The sequence below is a fragment of the Pedobacter sp. AC464 genome (assembly GCF_979253075.1).
Map to the genome: position 1 here is coordinate 1,011,679 of NZ_CEEDBV010000002.1, position 17,978 is coordinate 1,029,656.

Consider the following 17,978-nt stretch of genomic DNA (forward strand, 5'->3'; position numbering starts at 1 on the left):
TGGCGCATCATCCATCATACATATTCCATTTTTTATAAAATGAAAACTTATTTCCGTTTATTATCTTTTGCTAAGCCTATAGAAAAATTTGCAATTCCTTATGTTATTGCAACGTTGTTATCAATCTTGTTCGGCACCTTAAACTTAGCTTTACTTTCGCCTTTATTTGAAACACTGCTAAATAAGAACGGCGCTAAAACTGAATCACTAACCGACAAGGCTGCTTCTGCATTTAACATACTTGGTACCTTTAGGAAATTTGTTAATGACTCTATTTTATTAAACGGACCCGACAAAACACTTCAGTATGTCTGTATCGTAATTGTAATTTCTGTTTTACTGTCAAACCTTTTCAGATATATTTCCCAGCGTTATATGGAAGATCTAAGGGTTCACACGCTATTAAATTTTAGAAAGAGAGTATTTGATAATGTAATGAATTTACATGTCGGTTTCTTTAACAATGAACGCAAAGGCGATATTATTTCAAAAGTGGCATCTGATGTGCAGGTGGTACAATTTACCGTTACAAATACGCTCCAGGTCGTTTTTAAAGAGCCGGTAACGCTAATTGTTTACATAGTTTTACTTTTTAACATCTCTGCAAAGCTTACTTTTTTTTCCCTGCTTGTTATCCCAATTTCGGCATTTATAATAAGCAAGATTGTTAAAAGATTGAAACAGCAGGCCAAAGAATCGCATGAATCTTTCGCGAAAATGATTGGATTTCTTGATGAATCACTTAGCGGCATTAAAATTATAAAAGCCTTCAATGCATCTGAACGCGTTAAAAACAAGTTTAATCAGGAGAATATTTTTTATTCTAACCTTATGAGAAAAATGGTTAGAAGACAGCAATTAGGCTCACCAGTTTCTGAATTTTTGGGCGTATTGATGATATCAATTATTGTTTGGTACGGTGGAACGCTTATTTTACATCAGGACAAGACTGCTCTAACCGCCTCGGATTTTATCGCTTACATTGCAATCTTTTCGCAGGTTATGCGTCCGGCAAAGGCGCTAACAGATTCTTTTAGCGGAATTCACTCGGGCATTGCCGCCGGCGAACGCGTGCTTGAATTAATCGATACAAAACCAGAATTAATAAACAAAGCTGATGCAGAAAACTTGGGCAGCTTTGGTAAAGCACTGGTTTTTGAAAACGTGGCGTTCAGTTATGGCGATAAACAAGTTTTAAAAAGTATTAATCTGAATATTGAAAAAGGGCAGACCGTGGCATTAGTTGGTCCTTCCGGAGGTGGAAAAAGTACCTTAATGGATTTAATTCCCCGTTTCCACGATCCCAAATCGGGAACAATTAAAATTGACGGCCATGATTACCGTGATTTAACTGTTGAAAGCATACGCAGCCAGATGGGAACTGTAAATCAGGAGTCGTTTTTGTTTAATGATAGTATTTTCAATAACATCGCGTTCGGAAAACCCGAGGCGAGCGAAGAAGAAGTAATTGCCGCGGCTAAAATTGCAAATGCACACGAATTTATCCTTAATACGGAGGAAGGTTACCAAACTTTTGTAGGCGATAGAGGAAACAGGCTCTCGGGCGGACAAAGGCAAAGGGTTTGCATTGCCAGAGCCGTTTTAGCCAACCCACCGATTATGTTGCTTGATGAAGCGACATCAGCCCTGGATACCGAATCGGAAAAGTTAGTTCAGGATGCGTTGAATAATTTGATGAAAAACAGAACTTCGATCGTGATTGCGCACCGATTGAGTACCATTCAACATGCCGATAAAATTGTTGTGATTGATAAAGGCCAGGTCATCGAAACGGGAAATCATCAGGAGTTGATGTCGCAAAATGGTTTATATAAACGTTTAATAGATATGCAGGCGTTTAACGATTAGATAAAAATGAGTAACCATCCCTTAGTTTCGATAGCTATTTGTACATACAATGGAGCTCTTCACTTAGAAGAACAATTAGAATCGATAATTAATCAATCTTATAAAAATTTAGAAATTATCATTGTTGACGATGTTTCTTCAGATGAAACCTTATCGATTTTAAATAAATTTTCCGCTGCTGATAAGCGGATTACGGTTTACCCCAACCAGGTAAACCTTGGTTATGTTAAAAACTTTGAAAGCGCTATTTCACTATGTAGTGGAGATTTTATCGCACTTTGCGATCAGGATGATATCTGGCAACTGGATAAAATTCAACTACAGGTAGACGCTATCCGAAATGCGGCACTCGTTTACCACGATTCTGAATTTGTATCAGAAGAAGGCATCTCTTTAAATTCTAAAATATCCGATATTTTAAACATGTATCAGGGAAATTCTTCATTGCCGTTTCTTTTTTACAACTGTATTTCCGGGCACAGTTTAATGATGCGAACCAGTCTTCGAGATAAATTTATCCCGTTGGATAAAAAATATTACCACGATTGGGCAATAGCTTTCGCTGCTGCTGAGAATGGTGGAATCAAATACATAGATAAGGCTTTGGTAAAATACCGCCAACACGCCGATTCTAACACAGATATACTGAGGATTAAAAAAGAAAAACTTAAGAAAAGTAAAATAAAGTTTAATGAGATTCAGCCGGAGTGGCTAAGAAGCTGTTATAATAAAACCATCTTGCACAAGCGCTACATCGCAGATATTCTGTCGTGTTTTACGGATGATAGAAAAATAAAAAACGATTCACGGTTCAGGCTTTTTTCATTGCTTGTTAAAAACTTTAACTTATTATTTTACCTGAAAAAGAAAAACTTTTTTAGTAAACTCAATTATATCCGAAAAATGTGCTTTAGACTAGACTAGGCACAAACCGCCATGTTTTTAACTTTTATTTACAATACTGCAATAAAACTGTTATAAACCATTAACCTTTCAGTTTAATGATGTAGATTAATTTTTAATAGCTTTGCCCATTAATCTACCATTATATTTGATATGTCTGCTGACTTAAAAAAAGAAAAGGCAAATTACGATTTTATTGATTCTCTGCGTTTCATTGCCATAATAACCATTGTGATAGAACACAGCTACATGTGGCCAAAATCGCTTTATTTTAACACCTTAAGCGAACAATGGATACAAACATTAACCATGCAGATTTTTAAGTTCGGAACCGTAACTTTTTACATTCTTGCAGGTTTTCTTATTGGCGATAAAATAAAAACAACAACCTCGCTGGCCTATTTAAAACGAAGGTTCGACGGCACTTTTAAACCCTGGTTATTTTGGCTTAGCCTTTTCTTAATACTAATCTATGCCGATTTAATGGTTATCTATTTTAAAGGTGGAGATTTTCCTGGCGGAGACAAGCCATGGGCATTTCTGGGCGACAAACTATACTACATTGTGTTCGATACCAGTTTTTGGTTTATTTTAAATTTCCTTGGCAGCATTTCAATTTTGCTAATATTCAGAAAGTATCTATACAGCTACAAGCTGGGTATTTTTCTGGCCATTTGTTCATTCTTTTATTCGATAAACCTTTATTATGAATGGATTCCAAGCAGGCACACCACGGCAGTTTTAGGTTTCGTATTTTACTTGTGGCTGGGTGTTATTATGCATAAATATTACGATTTATTTAACGCCTGGATAAAGAAAAGAAGTTTGGTTTTACTATGGACCTTAACAATAATTACCTTCGTAATTTCATGCCTGGAAAGTATTTATTTGATGAATTCTGGAATAGAACATGCCGGCGTTCGGGTAGACCCTTATAATACTTTGAGGTTTACAAACATTGTTTATTCGTTGGTTACATTTTTACTGTTGTATAAAATTGGCAACCTTAAATTTATTAAAAACCTAAATCCGCGGAGCACTACCTACGGCATCCACCTAATTCACTTTATCATTATTGCACAGATACTTCCACTTATCTTTCGCCCATTAAATATTTCTGGCGAAGGCATGTCATCCCTCGATCTGGTATTCATTCAATATGGACGTTTTCTGTTCACCTATCTCGTAAGTTATTTACTCGTTTACCTCATTAACAAAATCGATAAAATAAAGTGGATTGTTGGCCAGTAAAATGCTTCTAAGTTATTACGTTGTCAATTCATAACAGCATAAAAAAAGGTCCTAAAGAATAAATCTTCAGGACCTTTATATTTTGAAAGCTTAGCAATTACAATTTCCTTGCAACTTCTACCTGTTCGTAAGCTTCTACAATATCGCCAACTTCGATGTTGTTGAAATTTTGAATGTTTAAACCACATTCATAACCTTTTACAACCTCTTTAACGTCGTCTTTAAAGCGTTTTAACGATGCAAGTTCACCAGTGTAAACGACTACACCATCTCTAACGATACGGATTTTGCTGTTACGGGTAATTTTACCGTCTAATACCATACAACCTGCAATGGTACCCACTTTTGTAATTTTGAAAGTCTCACGGATTTCAACATTCGCCACAATTTTCTCTTCAAATTCTGGATCCAACATACCTTCCATTGCCGATTTAATCTCATTGATTGCATCGTAGATGATAGAATATAAACGGATATCGATTTGCTCTGCTTCAGCAAGTTTACGTGCACCTGTAGATGGACGAACCTGGAAACCAATTATAATCGCATCAGAAGCAGAGGCTAATAATACATCAGATTCTGAAATCTGACCAACACCTTTGCTGATGATATTGATTTGAATCTGCTCAGTCGATAGTTTTAATAATGAATCGGCTAAAGCTTCGATAGAACCATCCACGTCACCTTTAACGATGATGTTGAGTTCTTTAAAGTTACCGATTGCCAAACGACGACCAATCTCATCCAAAGTGATGTGTTTCTGCGTACGCAAACCTTGCTCACGTTGCAACTGCATACGTTTGTTTGCAATATCACGTGCTTCAGTTTCACTTTCTAATGCATTAAATCTATCGCCCGCTGTTGGCGCTCCCTGCATACCCAATACCTGTACGGGTTGCGATGGACCTGCAGATTCTACCTTAGCACCACGTTCATTGGTTAGTGCTTTCACACGTCCGCTGTAACTACCTGCTAAAATCGGGTCTCCAACTCTTAATGTACCAGCCTGAACCAAAACTGTGGTTACAATACCACGGCCTTTATCCAATGCCGACTCAATTACTGTACCTGTAGCACGCTTATTCGGATTGGCTTTAAGCTCAAGTAATTCTGCTTCTAATAAAACTTTATCTAAAAGTAAATCTACGTTTAAGCCACTTTTACTTGAGATTTCCTGAGATTGATATTTACCACCCCAATCTTCAACCAAAATGTTCATTACCGATAACTGCTCACGAACTTTGTCTGCATTTGCGCCTGGCTTATCTACTTTTGTAAAAGCAAATACCAATGGCACACCAGCAGCCTGTGCGTGATTAATAGCCTCTTTTGTTTGAGGCATTACCGCATCATCCGCAGCAATAACGATAATTGCAATATCTGCTGCCTTGGCACCACGAGCACGCATCGCTGTAAAGGCTTCGTGACCCGGTGTATCTAAGAAAGTTACTTTTTTACCGGTTGGCGTGGTTACCATGTAAGCACCAATGTGCTGGGTAATACCACCTGCTTCACCTGCAACTACGTTCGCTTTACGAATATAATCCAGCAATGAAGTTTTACCGTGATCGACGTGACCCATAATCGTAACAACCGGAGCTCTTTCGATTAAATCTGCCTCGTTATCTTCTTCTTCAATTACATTTTCCTCATCTTCATCAGGTTTAACGAATTGAATTTCATAACCAAACTCATCAGCAACGATTGTTAAAGTTTCAGCATCTAAACGCTGATTAATGGAAACGAACATGCCAAGGCTCATACAAGTACCAATAATTTTGGTAACCGGTACGTCCATCATGCTCGCCAACTCGTTTGCGGTAACAAATTCCGTTACTTTTAATATTTTCGATTGCGATTCAAGCTCATTTGCTGCCTCTTCTGCATTATACGCCACGTCATCACGTTTTTGACGACGCAATTTAGCACGCTGTGCAAATTTACCAGACTTACCAGCACCGCTTAAACGGGCCAGTGTTGCTTTAATTTGATCTTGAATTTCTTTTTCAGTAGGCTCCTCTTTAGGTCCGCTTGGTGTAGCATTTCTATTTTGAAAACCTGGTCTGTTATTGTTGTTATTTCTATTTCCCTGATAAGGAGTTCCGCCCTGCCCTGCAGGTCTGTTACCTTGATAAGGCGTACCACCACCTGGCCTGTTGCCCTGGTATGGTTGACGTGGCTGACCTGGCGCACCACCCTGGCCTGCAGGGTTTTGCCCTGGCTGGCCCTGGCCATGTTGTCCCGGCTGACCTGGCGCTCCTGGAGTTTTCTTACGTTTGCGTTTGCGTTTTGCCGCTTCGCTATCGCTAGAAGATGCAACCGGACCATTTCTCCTGTCGGGAGTAGTTGGCAACACGATTTTACCAATAATGTTGGGCCCTGTTAATTTTACCGTACGGGCTTTAATAACCTCAGGCTCGTTGTTTGCTGGTTCCGGTTTAACTTCGGCAGGTTTTGGTGCCTCTGCTTTTGGCTGTTCAACAACCGGCTTTGGCGTTTCCTCAACTTTCGGCGCCGGAGTAACAGCAGCCTCTTCTTTTTTAACCTCAACCGGTTTTGGGGCTTCAGCCTTCGGTTGTTCGGCCACCGGTTTCGGTGCTTCTTCAACTTTAGCCGCAGGTGTTTCTTCCTTTTTAACCGGTCTTGTTTGAGAATTAAGATTATTTAAATCAATTTTCCCAACAACTTTAACACCAGGCAGGTTTCCTTCATCTGCTTTCTCTTCTGCCTTAGTTTCCTTTACAGGTTCGGCAGGAGCCACAGGTGGAGTTTCAGCTTTTGGTGCTTCTACTTTAGGTTTATCTACCGGAGGTGTAAACGTTTGAGCATTTTTTATCAAAATCTCTTCGTTTTTCTCGAAGTCGGTATTTTTTTTCGGTGCTTCAGCTGGCTTTTCAGTCTCAGGCTCGTCACGACGTATTTTACCAATCACTATTTGTTTGGCTTCTTCTCTTACGATCTTATCTCCCTGATACTCTTTTAATAAGGCATCATACATATCGCCCGAAAGTTTAAACATAGGGCTTTTCTCGGCTGAGAATCCCTTTTTGTTTAAAAACTCTACGGCCGTACCCATGCCAATATTAAGTTCTTTAATAGCTTTAATTAAAATGATTGGTTTGTCGTCTGACATTTAGCTCCTGTTATTTTTTTATTTTAATACAAAAGTAGTGTTTATTTGGCAATTACACCACTTATTCAAATTCTGACTTCAAAATTTGAACCACTTCTTTAATGGTTTCTTCTTCAAGGTCGGTGCGTTTTACCAAATCTTCTACTGTAAGTGCTAAAACACTCTTAGCAGTATCGCAACCGATAGCCTTTAATTCGTCGATAATCCAGCTATCAATCTCATCTGAGAATTCTTCCAAATCAACGTCTTCATCACTTTCTTCACCGGCTTCACGGTAAACATCAATTTCGTAACCGGTCAATTTGCCGGCCAGTTTAATGTTGTGTCCGCCACGGCCAATTGCTAACGATACCTGATCAGGTTTTAAATAAACCGATGCATGTTTAGTATCATCATCTAATTTAATAGATGTAATTTTGGCCGGACTTAAAGCACGGGTAATATATAGTGAAATATTATTTGTGAAATTAATCACATCAATGTTTTCATTTTTCAGTTCGCGAACGATACCATGAATACGGGATCCTTTCATACCCACGCATGCACCAACCGGGTCAATGCGATCATCGTAAGATTCTACAGCAACTTTAGCACGTTCTCCAGGTTCGCGAACGATTTTTTTAATCGTAATCAAACCATCAAAAATTTCGGGAACTTCCTGTTCAAATAAACGTTGTAAAAACTCTGGTGCCGTTCTGGAAATTATAATTTTTGGATTTGCATTAATCATTTCAACTTTAGAAATCACTGCCCTTACAGAATCACCTTTTTTGAAATAATCTGCAGGAATTTGTTCAGTTTTAGGCATTAAAAGCTCATTGCCTTCATCATCTAAAACTAAAGTTTCTTTTTTCCAAACCTGATAAACCTCACCTGTGATAATCTCACCAACGCGGTCTTTGTATTTTTTAAAGATTTCGTCTTTTTCTAATTCCAACACTTTAGAAACCAAAGTCTGGCGAGCCGCTAAAATCGCCCTGCGACCAAAACTTTCTAACGTAATCTGCTCAATGTAATCATCACCAACCTCTAAACTTGGGTCAATTTGAGTCACTTCAGCAAGTTCAATTTCTAAATCATCATCTTCAGAAAACCCATCTTCCATTACCTTTCTCGTTCTCCAAATCTCCAAATCTCCGTTATCCGGGTTTACAATCACATCACAGTTTTCGTCTGTTCCGTATTTTTTACGCAACATACTACGAAAAACTTCTTCCAACACACTAATCACCGTTGGGCGATCTATATTTTTGAAATCTTTAAACTCCTGAAAAGAGTCGATTAAATTAATTGTTGTAGTACTCATTTTTACTTAAATGAAATTAACACACTTGTTTCTAATATATCATTAAACGGAACAGTCGTTTCAACCGCTACCGCTTTTTTTCCTTTTTCTTTAACTGATTCTTCAATCAGAATACTGCTTTCTGCAACTTCCAGAAGCTTACCTTCCTTCTTTTGCCCACCCATTAGTTTTACACTAACAGAGCGTCCAATATTTTTGTTATACTGGCGGATGAGCTTTAAAGGCTCACCAACTCCAGGCGAAGAAACCTCTAAATTATAAGCCTGTTCTATCGTATTTTCTTCTTCTAAATGAAAACCGACATGCCTGCTTATTGCCACACAATCCTGTATGCTTATGCCTTCATCACCATCAACATGAATAATTAATTTGTTGTTTGGCAACATTTTTACTTCTACCAGAAAAAGCTCTGGTCTATCGGCAATTTTCTCTTCTACGAGCGCTATAACTCTCTTTTCTACCTGCATATTTTAATCCGATTTCATAGAAAAAGGGGACATTGTCCCCTTCACTTTTCTTCGATTACGATGCAAATGTACAAAATTTTTAGAAATAATCAAACTCTGATACAGGAATTTACATCGTAGACTATCTTAAAAGCATCTGTGTTTGAGGTTCGAGGTTATGTTTTATAGTGCCTTTAAATAACTTGCTTTTATCAGCAAACTTCACTCCGATGTAGCTTTCAACCAGGTAGGTTTTTCCTTTAACAAAACTGTTCGCTGGCGTAAAAATTACCGAATCTCCTGCCAAAACGGCTTTTCCAGAAATATCTTTTTCATCCTGCAAACTATCCTGCGCTCCCGGTGTTACTAAAACCGAAATTAATTTAATTGAATCGGGATTAACCTGATACGTTTTTTTAATTTCAAACAAACTCGCCTGGTCGATATTTTTGATTACAATTGATGAACTATCTGCAGAAAAAGTAATGATTGGCTTATCATTCTTCTGCGAGCACGCAGTAAATTGAAACAAAATTACAAACAGCAACAAATATTTAACTGACTTGAACATTTTACTAAATTAAACATTATGAGACTAATTATCGAAATCCTTTTAATGGGATTGGCCTTTTTTATCGGCGCCAAGCTGGTTCCGGGCGTAAGTATTGACGGTTACGGAAGTGCGATTATTGCGGCAATTCTGGTTGCGCTTGCTAATGCTACCATTGGATTTATCTTAAGGTTATTAACCTTCCCGGTAAACTTTCTTACGTTGGGGTTAATGTCATTCATCATCACCGTATTAATGATTTTATTGGTTGATAACATGATGACCAGCTTTAACACTACAGGTTTTTTAGCAGCAGCATTTTTAGCAATTGTTGTGGCTTTGATTAAAGCAGTTTTTGGTGCAATAGCCGGAGAAAAGGAATAACTAAACCGAGCGCAAAATGGCGGAAGTTTGCGGTTATTACGCCAACTTCTGCCATAAAACATAACTATCTGATAACTTCTCTCGAGATTACCATTTTCTGTATTTCTGAAGTTCCTTCGTAGATTTGAGTAATTTTTGCATCACGCATTAGTCGCTCCACATGGTACTCTTTAACAAAACCATATCCGCCGTGTACCTGCACCGCCTCAATGGTAACATCCATAGCAACTTTCGATGCAAATAGTTTGGCCATAGAGCCTGCCTGAGTATATGGTAAACCCTGGTCTTTTAACCAAGCCGCCTTGTAAACTAAAAGCCTTGCTGCCTCTATTTGCGTGGCCATATCTGCCAGTTTAAATGCTATTGCCTGATGTTCTGATATGGGTTTGCCGAATGATTTACGCTCTTTAGCATATTGAGTAGCCAATTCGAAGGCGCCTTGAGCAATACCCAGGGCTTGCGCTGCAATGCCAATTCTTCCACCTTCGAGGGTTTTCATTGCAAATTTAAATCCGAAACCGTCTTCGCCAATCCTGTTTTCTTTGGGCACCTTAACATCATTAAACATCAGAGAATGCGTATCCGAACCGCGAATGCCTAATTTATTTTCCTTCGGACCGATCGTAAACCCTTCCATTCCTTTTTCAACGATGAAAACGTTAATACCTTTATGCCTTAATTCTGGATGTGTTTGCGCAATAACCAAATATGTTGAAGCTGTACTGCCATTTGTAATCCAGTTTTTGGTTCCGTTCAGCAAGTAATAATCGCCTTTATCCTCGGCTGTTGTTCTTTGCGAAGTCGCATCAGAACCCGCTTCTGGCTCCGACAAACAAAAGGCACCGATTTTTTCTCCTGAAGCCAGAGGTTTTAAGTATTTTTCTTTTTGAGCTTCATTTGCATAGGCTTCAAGGCCGTAACAAACCAAAGAATTATTTACAGAAACAACTACTGATGCAGAGGCGTCAATTTTAGAAAGCTCTTCCATAACAAGAACATAAGAAATTGCATCTAAGCCACTTCCGTTGAATTTTTCGGAAACCATCATACCTAAAAATCCGAGTTCGCCGAGTTTTTTTACTTGTTCTGCCGGAAATTTTTGATGCTCATCTCGCTCAATAACGCCAGGTTTTAGTTCTTGATTAGCAAAATCACGGGCTGCCTGCTGAATCATTACTTGTTCTTCACTTAATTCAAAATGCATAACAATTATGTATAAAAGGTTAGTGCTTCAAATGTAGTATTTATAGATTGAAAATACTATGGCGGCATAGTATTTATTTTTCAAGGGTTATTCGCGGTTACTTTACAGCAGATTTGTTTGCTAACACAAACAATAAGCTTAAAGCGCCAAGCATCAGCGTTAATAAAATTTGTGAAGAATGAATAATCGTTGCGTAAGCCAGTGCATCTTTGAAAGGAATTAAATATAGAACCAGTGCCTGGGCAACCATCCAATGGAAAACACCTATACCGCCCTGTACGGGTGCGACCATTGCAAAACTCGAAAAAATGAGCGCTGTAAAAGCGGCATTTAAACCCAAACCCGACGTTATCTGTATTGCAGAAAAGGCAAGATACATGGAAAGCCAGTAGAAAAACCAGATGCCTGAAGTATAAAGCATAAACAGCGGTTTCCTTTTTAGGCTTTTGTAAGATTGGAAGCCTTGCTTTAGCCCAACTAAAATTCTTAAAAATTTCTTGCTTAGCCGCTTCCTTAAGAAAATAATCAATCTTGCTCCGAGTACTAAAACAAAAACAATTAAACCGACAAACCAATAAAGATTTAGCGCCTGAATTTTGCTCGCGAGATTTAGATAAATGGTATTGTAGAGAAAATCGGAAACTAAATGATATTGGAAGACTAGTAAAAGCAACGCCAAAATTAGCAGCACAAAAACATCTAGTAATCTTTCGGTTATTACAGTGCCTATCGAAGAGAACACTGGTACTTTATCGGTTTTAAAAATAACGGAGCACCGGCCAATTTCACCAAAGCGTGGCAAGGCTAAGTTGGCTAGGTAACCTATAATTACTGCATGGTAAGTGTGCCAAAAACCAACATTATAATTAATAGATTGATAAAGCATCCGCCAACGCATTGCCCTTAAAACATGTGCCAGCCATATTGATGCTGCTGAGAGTAAAATCCACAGCACATCAGCGTTTTTTATTTCCCGCCAAATTCTGTCTAAATCCTGCCCCTTGAATGCCAAGTATAAAATCCCTATTCCTATCAGAAACAAGAAAATGTACTTGAGGACGGATCTAAAATCGAATGTCACAAAATTATTTTAGCAAATGGTTATTGTCATCAGGAAATACCAGTATCGGATTATATTTCTTTGCTTCGTCTATAGGCAAAGACCCATAAGACATGATGATGAGTACATCACCTAATTGCGCCAAACGGGCTGTTGCGCCATTTAAGCAAATTGTTCCCGTGCCCCGCTCGCCCTTAATTACGTAAGTTTCGAAACGTGCACCGTTATTGTTATTTACAATCTGCACCTTCTCATTAGCTATAATGTTGGCCGCATCCATTAAATCCTCATCAATCGTAATACTGCCAACGTAGTTTAATTCGGCCTGTGTTACCTTAACACGGTGTATCTTCGATTTTAAAATTGTGATAATCATTTTGCAAAGTTAGCAATAAAAAGATTGATGATAAAAAGGTTGATGGTAAAAGGACTTAACACAGGAAGATTAGTTGCTAAATGAATAAAACATAAACACCGAAGGACCGAATATCATCAAATGAATTGATTATCAAGGCATAGCATCTTACTAGCTTTTAAAATTTATAGTTAACTACCAACGCTTGATATCGAATACCCGATACTTAAAGCAACAATTTTATGCTATTTAATAATCATATTATCAATTAGTCGGGTTGAGCCAACTTTCGCCGCAACCAGCGCAACCAGGTTAGGCGCCTCTTTATGCTTTGCGTTTTCTAAAGTATTGCCGTTAGCGATTGTAAAATAATCGAGCTCTACACCATCTAAATTTTTATAAAATGATTTAGCTTTTGTTTCAAGTTCGTCAAGCGTGTAATTATCAAAATTATCAAGAACAAACTGTAGCGACTTGCTTAAAACCAATGCGTTTTTTCTGTCAGTTTTCGACAAATGTATGTTTCGGCTACTCATAGCCAGGCCATCATCTTCTCGAATTATTGGGCATGTAACAATTGTTATCGGAAGATTAAAATGGGCGAGCATATTCTTAATCATCAAAACCTGCTGAAAATCTTTTTGTCCAAACATTGCAACATCCGGCTCCACAGCATCGAAAAGTTTCTTTACTATTTGAGTTACGCCCTGATAATGCCCTTTCCGAAATTGGCCCTCAAGTAAAAACTCAGCCTTTCCCAAATCAATATGCCAGTCTTCATCAGCGCCTGATGGATACATTTCGTTTACATCGGGCATGAACACACCATTGCAGCCAGCAGCATCTAACATAGCTAAATCATGTTCAATCGGCCGCGGGTATTTTTCGAGGTCTTTTGGATCAGTAAACTGGGTAGGATTTACGAAAATGCTACAGATAATTACATCTGCACGGCCTTGCGCCAATTTAATTAGCGAAATATGACCATTGTGCAATGCGCCCATGGTAGGTACTAAAGCAACTTTTTTACCCAACGCCCTTAATGGCTTTAAATAAGCCCTAAGCGCTTCTTTTGTTTTAAATACTTCCAAGATAGAAAATATGAGTTAAAGCCGTAAAGGTGTAAATTAATCTAAATGAAACCAAACAAATGCTTGCTATATTGATAAATAGTATTATTATTCTTATCTTTGCAGCTCATTATCTTTTATTTAACTTAATATTTTCTTAGAATATGGAGATGGCAAAAACGAAGCTGCTGATTGTTACACACGAGATGTCGCCTTTCCTCGAGCTTACTAAAATTTCTGAAATTACTCGCCAGTTACCACAGGCTATGCAAGAGAAAGGATTCGAAATCCGTATCCTCATGCCTAAATTTGGTAACATTAACGAGAGAAGAAATCGTTTACACGAAGTAATACGCTTATCCGGAATGAACATCATTATTGATGACAACGATAATCCACTAATTATTAAAGTAGCTTCCATCCCGGCTGCACGTATGCAGGTTTATTTCTTGGATAATGAAGAATACTTCCAACGCAAGCAAGTATTTGCTGATGCAAGCGGAAAATTCTTTGACGACAATGATGAGCGCACAATCTTCTTCTGCAAAGGCGCATTGGAAACTGTAAAAAAATTGGGTTGGGCACCGGATATTGTACACTGCCATGGCTGGATGAGTTCATTAGTGCCTGCTTACATTAAAACAACCTACAAAAACGACCCAACATTTAAAAATTCAAGGGTAGTTTATTCAATCTATGAAGGTGGTTTTACAGAGAAGTTAAATGCAAACTTTTCGAAAAAAGCTGTAATGGCGAACATGACCGAAAATGACACAAAAGCATATGAAGGGGCAGATGTAAATAGCTTGCATATTGGGGCGGTAAGCCATTCAGACGCAGTTGTTTTAGCCGATGAAAACCTTGATGCAGCTGTGTTAAAATATGTTAAAGATTCAAATAAGCCAACATTAGCTTATAACTTAACCGAAAATTTTGAAAACTTCTACACCTTTTACGAAGAAATTTCAAATGAAGAACTGGTTTCTGTTGCTTAATTAGGTATTATTATTTTTAAATATGAAATTTATAAAACAAGACTTATTAACCCTGTTGATAGGTCTTTTTCTTTTTGCTTCCTGTAAAAACCCTACCAGTGTAGGCTTAGATGTTGATCCGAATTCTGCAATTCAGGGAACTTTAGTGAGCGACCAACCGGTTAGCTCGCAAACTGTTCAGGAACCAGACGTTAATACAGCTAACCTTCTACGTTACCCGTTGGGCTATATGACGGATCCTGTATTTGGTAAAACCGAAGCAAGTGTAGCCATGACTGTTTATCCATCAGAGCTAAGTATCGACTTCGGAACTTCTTCCATTTTAGATTCTGCAGTGCTTGTTCTGGATTTGGGCACCCAGTTTTATGGTGACACCACAAGTTCCAGGTACAGTATAGATGTTTATCAGTTGGCAAACACAATTACCAAATACAAATCTTCTGATGTGCAGGCGCATAACACTGCCCTGTTAGGTAATTTTAACAGCAAAATTTATCCTAACACGCCGATAAAAGTTACAGAGATTGTAACAGGTGCAAAAGATACCTTGCGAACTCTTCCGGCACAACTGCGTATCCCGCTGAATAAAGCATTTATTCAGAGTTCTATACTTAGCCTGGCAACGACCTCTACCAGCAGCAATTTAAAGTTTGCAGATATTTTTAAAGGCTTATATGCTGAGGTTAATAAAACTTCGTCTACCGGTACCGGTGGCATTGCTTTTCTAGACTTTTCAACTACAAACTCTTATTTACAACTGGTTTACAGAAAAACAAATGCTTCAAACGGAATAGATACTTTATCCAAAAAGTTCCCGATTACAAATTCTACCGTTGGCCAGATAGTTACTGCAAACATAAAGCATGACTATACCGGAACACCTGTAAAAACGCAACTAGATAATCCGGCAACTCAATATACGGTTACTTATTTACAGGCAGTGGCGGGTTTAAAAACGAAAATTTCTTTCCCTAATTTAAAGAACTTTACAAGCGTTTACGGTAAAGCACTGATTAATAAAGCAGAGCTGGTGGTAGATTTAAGTGCGGGGAGCTACGCATACCCGTTTAATGCGCCGCAAAGGTTATCACTTTATCGTTGGGATATTGCCCAGCAGCCGGTTAACGTTCCGGATCACGATCAGCCCGCAACAAATTATGCCGGCGACCGCAGAGCACTTAGCGACGCAGTTTTTGGAGGCTATTACGATGCTTTAAAAAACCGTTACGTTTTTAATGTCACCTCTTACGTTCAGGATTTGATTGATAGCAAAAAGGTAGATTATGGCACCTTTATCGCACCAACATCCTTAAACGAATTTGAAGTGACACCTTCGGCATCATCTGCAGCAAGAGCAATTATAGGTTCATTTGGTAACACAACAAATCGTTTAAAACTGAATATTTATTACACTAAAATAAATTAACAAAATTTCTTGTCATAAAAAACCCCGTTTGTTAATTCAGGCGGGGTTTTTATTTTATAAAGCGTATTGTAAAAACGTTAAAATCAACCGTGCATATTAAAGCAAACGTTTGTTTGTTATATTTGCCAAAAAACATTTATAAAAACATGTGTGGAATTGTAGGTTATATAGGATATAGAGACGCCTGGCCAATTGTATTAAAAGGTCTTAAAAGATTAGAGTATCGCGGTTATGATAGTGCGGGCATTGCACTAATGAACGATGGCGGCCGACACATCTACAAAAAAGTTGGAAAAGTTGCGGCCTTAGAGGCGTTTTCTGCAGATAAAGATAAAACCGGCAATATCGCAATGGGCCATACAAGATGGGCAACACATGGTGTTCCATCTGATAGAAACTCTCACCCACACACCTCAAATAACGATAAGCTTTCTATTATCCATAACGGCATCATAGAAAATTACGCCACCATAAAAGAAGAATTATTATCTCGCGGACATGAGTTTAAAAGTGATACAGACACCGAAGTACTCATACATCTGATCGAAGAAATTCAAAAGATAGAACAGATTGATTTATTTGAAGCTGTTCGTTTAGCGCTGCAAGAGGTTAACGGTGCTTACGCTATCGTTATCATGGATAAGGAAAATCCAGACCGTTTAATTGCAGCAAGAAAGGGAAGTCCGATGGTTATCGGCGTAGGCAAAGGCGAGTATTTTATCGCTTCTGATGCGACACCAATTATCGAATACACTAAAAATGTAATCTACTTAAATGATAACGAAATCGCCCTTATTACCAAAGATGATCTTCTAGTTAAGAGATTAGATAACATCGTTCAAACGCCTTTAATTCAGGAATTGGAATTAAAGCTGGAAATGCTTGAAAAAGGAGGCTTCGATCACTTCATGCTTAAAGAAATCTACGAGCAGCCCCGATCAATAAGGGATTGTATGCGTGGCCGAATTTACCCTGAAGAAGGAAAAGTACAGCTTGGTGGAATTAAGGAATTTGTAGAGAAACTTAAAAACATTGATAGAATTATCATTGTTGCTTGTGGCACATCGTGGCATGCCGGCTTAGTTGGTGAATATTTAATAGAGGAATACGCAAGAATTCCCGTGGAAGTTGAATATGCTTCGGAATTTCGTTACAGAAACCCGATTATAACGGAAAAAGATGTTGTAATAGCCATATCTCAATCTGGCGAAACCGCCGATACCATGGCTGCGATAGAGATGGCAAAAGAACGTGGAGCAACTATTTTTGGAATTTGTAACGTAGCTGGCGCATCTATTCCACGATTGAGCCACGCAGGTGTTTATACCCATGCAGGTCCTGAAATAGGCGTTGCATCTACCAAAGCGTTTACCGCACAGGTTACGGTTTTAACGTTGATGGCTTTTTACATGGCCCAACAAAAGGGAACAATTACACAATCGAAACTCATTGGCCTGTTAACCGAGTTAGATAATATCCCCGAAAAAATTCAGCTCGCTTTAGAGTCTAATGAACTTATAAAGGAAGTTGCCTCAAAAATAAAAGATTCGAGAAATTGTTTGTTCTTAGGACGTGGGAGCGGATTCCCTGTAGCGTTGGAAGGTGCTTTAAAGCTTAAAGAGATATCGTACATTCATGCAGAGGGCTACCCTGCGGCAGAAATGAAACATGGCCCAATCGCATTAATCGATGAAGAAATGCCGGTTGTATTTATCGCAACTCAAAATTCATCGTATGAAAAAGTGATTAGCAACATTCAGGAGGTAAAAGCCAGAAAAGGCAAAGTTATCGCTATCGTGACTCAAGGCGATACAGAGGTGCAGAAAATGGCAGATTATTGTATAGAAATTCCGGATTCTGATGAAGCTTTTTTACCACTTCTGGCAACAATTCCATTGCAACTTTTATCGTATCATATTGCTGTGATGCGAGGCTGTAATGTAGATCAGCCCCGAAATTTAGCTAAATCGGTTACTGTAGAATAGATTAAACAACAAAGCCACGATTTAAAAACCGTGGCTTTGTT

Annotated in this window: 15 protein-coding genes; 7 read left to right on the forward strand and 8 right to left on the reverse strand. The window is 38.4% G+C overall.

Translation table 11 applies throughout. The annotated features are described in order from the left end of the window. Nucleotides 1-39 precede the first annotated feature (39 nt). The 3 genes from AC0IWT_RS15175 (at nucleotide 40) to AC0IWT_RS15185 (ending at nucleotide 4,023) form a co-directional block, all read left to right on the forward strand. Entirely contained in the window at nucleotides 40-1,869 is a 1,830-nt protein-coding gene (locus AC0IWT_RS15175) for an ABC transporter ATP-binding protein (RefSeq protein WP_056869454.1), read from the forward strand. Between the two features lie 6 nt (nucleotides 1,870-1,875). Then, nucleotides 1,876-2,793, forward strand: a complete 918-nt coding sequence (locus AC0IWT_RS15180; RefSeq protein WP_471797798.1) for a glycosyltransferase family 2 protein — start codon at nucleotides 1,876-1,878, stop codon at nucleotides 2,791-2,793. Between the two features lie 132 nt (nucleotides 2,794-2,925). Then, a complete protein-coding gene (locus tag AC0IWT_RS15185; protein WP_471797799.1) occupies nucleotides 2,926-4,023 on the forward strand; it encodes an acyltransferase family protein in 1,098 nt (365 codons plus the stop codon). Between the two features lie 97 nt (nucleotides 4,024-4,120). Here the strand turns inward: AC0IWT_RS15185 and infB are convergent, their stop codons facing one another. From infB to AC0IWT_RS15205, 4 genes are all read right to left on the reverse strand, one after another. Beyond that, nucleotides 4,121-7,156: a translation initiation factor IF-2 gene (gene infB / locus AC0IWT_RS15190; RefSeq protein ID WP_471797800.1), complete on the reverse strand. Its 3,036-nt coding sequence runs from the start codon at nucleotides 7,154-7,156 to the stop codon at nucleotides 4,121-4,123. Between the two features lie 61 nt (nucleotides 7,157-7,217). Beyond that, nucleotides 7,218-8,462, reverse strand: coding sequence for a transcription termination factor NusA (gene nusA / locus AC0IWT_RS15195; protein WP_056869450.1), 1,245 nt, complete (start codon nucleotides 8,460-8,462; stop codon nucleotides 7,218-7,220). 2 nt (nucleotides 8,463-8,464) lie between these two features. Next, nucleotides 8,465-8,929 (reverse strand): ribosome assembly cofactor RimP, encoded by a 465-nt coding sequence (gene rimP / locus AC0IWT_RS15200; RefSeq protein ID WP_056869449.1) that lies wholly within the window; start codon nucleotides 8,927-8,929, stop codon nucleotides 8,465-8,467. Between the two features lie 121 nt (nucleotides 8,930-9,050). Continuing rightward, nucleotides 9,051-9,479 (reverse strand): hypothetical protein, encoded by a 429-nt coding sequence (locus AC0IWT_RS15205; RefSeq protein WP_471797801.1) that lies wholly within the window; start codon nucleotides 9,477-9,479, stop codon nucleotides 9,051-9,053. 18 nt (nucleotides 9,480-9,497) lie between these two features. Between AC0IWT_RS15205 and AC0IWT_RS15210 the strand changes: the two genes are divergently transcribed. Then, nucleotides 9,498-9,842 (forward strand): phage holin family protein, encoded by a 345-nt coding sequence (locus AC0IWT_RS15210; protein WP_056869447.1) that lies wholly within the window; start codon nucleotides 9,498-9,500, stop codon nucleotides 9,840-9,842. 64 nt (nucleotides 9,843-9,906) lie between these two features. On the opposite strand, the gene AC0IWT_RS15215 is transcribed toward AC0IWT_RS15210, so the two are convergent. The 4 genes from AC0IWT_RS15215 to panC all read right to left on the reverse strand — a co-directional run bounded on the left by AC0IWT_RS15215 (nucleotide 9,907) and on the right by panC (nucleotide 13,552). Beyond that, a complete protein-coding gene (locus AC0IWT_RS15215) occupies nucleotides 9,907-11,046 on the reverse strand; it encodes an acyl-CoA dehydrogenase (protein WP_471797802.1) in 1,140 nt (379 codons plus the stop codon). 97 nt (nucleotides 11,047-11,143) lie between these two features. Beyond that, nucleotides 11,144-12,127, reverse strand: coding sequence for a lysylphosphatidylglycerol synthase transmembrane domain-containing protein (locus tag AC0IWT_RS15220; RefSeq protein ID WP_471797803.1), 984 nt, complete (start codon nucleotides 12,125-12,127; stop codon nucleotides 11,144-11,146). A 4-nt stretch (nucleotides 12,128-12,131) separates the two neighbouring features. After that, entirely contained in the window at nucleotides 12,132-12,482 is a 351-nt protein-coding gene (gene panD / locus AC0IWT_RS15225) for an aspartate 1-decarboxylase (protein ID WP_056869444.1), read from the reverse strand. A gap of 224 nt (nucleotides 12,483-12,706) precedes the next feature. Beyond that, complete coding sequence (gene panC, locus AC0IWT_RS15230) at nucleotides 12,707-13,552, reverse strand: pantoate--beta-alanine ligase (protein ID WP_471797804.1); 846 nt, start codon at nucleotides 13,550-13,552, stop codon at nucleotides 12,707-12,709. Between the two features lie 149 nt (nucleotides 13,553-13,701). Here panC and AC0IWT_RS15235 point away from each other — a divergent pair, with 149 nt between their 5' ends. The 3 genes from AC0IWT_RS15235 (at nucleotide 13,702) to glmS (ending at nucleotide 17,937) form a co-directional block, all read left to right on the forward strand. Further along, complete coding sequence (locus AC0IWT_RS15235; protein ID WP_056870206.1) at nucleotides 13,702-14,526, forward strand: glycogen/starch synthase; 825 nt, start codon at nucleotides 13,702-13,704, stop codon at nucleotides 14,524-14,526. A gap of 22 nt (nucleotides 14,527-14,548) precedes the next feature. Beyond that, nucleotides 14,549-15,952 (forward strand): DUF4270 domain-containing protein, encoded by a 1,404-nt coding sequence (locus AC0IWT_RS15240; protein WP_471797805.1) that lies wholly within the window; start codon nucleotides 14,549-14,551, stop codon nucleotides 15,950-15,952. Between the two features lie 146 nt (nucleotides 15,953-16,098). Further along, complete coding sequence (gene glmS / locus AC0IWT_RS15245; RefSeq protein WP_056869441.1) at nucleotides 16,099-17,937, forward strand: glutamine--fructose-6-phosphate transaminase (isomerizing); 1,839 nt, start codon at nucleotides 16,099-16,101, stop codon at nucleotides 17,935-17,937. Nucleotides 17,938-17,978: the final 41 nt, after the last annotated feature.